This window comes from Komagataeibacter ossonobensis (assembly GCF_057359305.1).
In genome coordinates, this window is sequence record NZ_JBXAYQ010000114.1 from 1 (window position 1) to 1,295 (window position 1,295).

The window sequence follows — 1,295 nt, forward strand, 5'->3', positions numbered from 1 at the left end:
GCCGGATCTCTCGTTATGACCGACTGATGATCGAGCGTGGAGGGGGCAATCGGCAAAACACGACAGATTGGCTCGACCCGGTAATCGGCACGGTAGACTTCAATAAACCCAATCATTTGCGAAACGGGCGGTCGAACTCCGCCCGTACAAAATAAGCCGAAGCCTTCTTGAGGATCTCATTGGCCTGACGCAGTTCACGGACCTCACACTTCAACGCCCTGATCCGTGCCGTCTCGGCCGTGGTCGGTCCCGGTTGCGTCCCCGCGTTCCGCCGGGCCTGTTTCCACCAGTCGTGCAGGTTGTCGCCCGAACAACCAAGCTTGTCACTAATCTCGCGACAGGCCGCCGAAATGCTCGGGTAATCCGATCGATGCTCGTCCAGAAGGCGCAGAGCACGCTCATGAAACGCAGGCGAATAACGCGATGTTTTCGTCTTATCTACCATAGGGCTCAGTCTTCGAGAGTTTTACTCTCCGGTAAACCCGGGGCGGTTCATCCATCGACAGTACCGTGTCGGCAAAGGATGGCGCGTTCGCTGACGTGGCGACAACGCCGACTGTCACGATCAGCTGGCTTCGGCGCAGAGTTCGGCCTGGGTATTGTGTCCGAGCGCCGCATGAGACGGCTGTCGGGATCAGTCAGGCTGATCTGCCGCTGACCTGCCTCTCGGGTGGTAATTTCTCATCAGGCGGTTTTGGCGCCCGGCCGCGACATCCTGTTTTCGCATCATAGGCGGCTTTCTTCTTTTCGTATGCCGGACGTGCCGTTTCAGCCTGCTCCCTGACATCAGCTTCCAGTCGGGCGCGTTCTTTTGGCAGGGCCTGCGGATCCGTGTCCATGATGTCAGTACGCTCCACCTGTTCCATCAGTTCCGCGATATCCACTGCCAGATGTTCGCACAGTGCCTTGATCCGGTCATAGCGCACCGAACGGTATTTCGAGGCGTCGGCATCGATATTCGTGCCGTCGCTCAACACCTCGCCCAAGCGTAACAGGCCCGTCTCGCGCGCCACAAGCAGCTTCAATGGCTACCCGGTTTGTCCGGCGGAAAGCGGCAACCGTGTCGTGATCCGGATGCAGGTTTGCCGCCACGAAGCGTATCCCGATGTCGCGATATGTCGCCCGCTCGATCCAGCGTGAGGAAAAAATCCCGTTTGCATAGCTGCAGATCAAAGGTGATATTGTAGGGAACATCCAGCTTCTGACTGGTATGCCATGCCGCCTGATCCACAATGAGGACGGCGTGAGCGCCCTGCGCGACCGTGCGTGAAATCTCCGCGAGATGGAGCTGCATA

1 protein-coding gene, 2 pseudogenes and 1 other annotated feature are annotated in these 1,295 nt (G+C 58.4%); all 3 genes and pseudogenes read right to left on the bottom strand.

Features of this window, described 5'->3' with window-relative positions; all coding sequences use genetic code 11:
• Window positions 1-41: 41 nt before the first annotated feature.
• Window positions 42-158: a sequence feature (AL1L pseudoknot), on the bottom strand.
• A complete protein-coding gene (locus AC1RQ9_RS18885; protein WP_053324181.1) occupies window positions 113-445 on the bottom strand; it encodes an IS3 family transposase in 333 nt (110 codons plus the stop codon). Its footprint overlaps the feature before it by 46 nt.
• Window positions 446-491: 46 nt before the next feature.
• Window positions 492-1,227 (bottom strand): annotated as a pseudogene (locus AC1RQ9_RS18890) (transposase); the annotation flags it as partial.
• Window positions 1,175-1,295: pseudogene (locus AC1RQ9_RS18895) on the bottom strand (IS630 family transposase); the annotation flags it as partial. The pseudogenes AC1RQ9_RS18895 and AC1RQ9_RS18890, both read right to left, overlap by 53 nt.

What these genes read in the sequence shown, in the direction of transcription:
- AC1RQ9_RS18885 (WP_053324181.1), bottom strand. Translation starts at nt 445, where the DNA reads ATGGTAGATAAGACGAAAACATCGCGTTATTCGCCTGCGTTTCATGAG.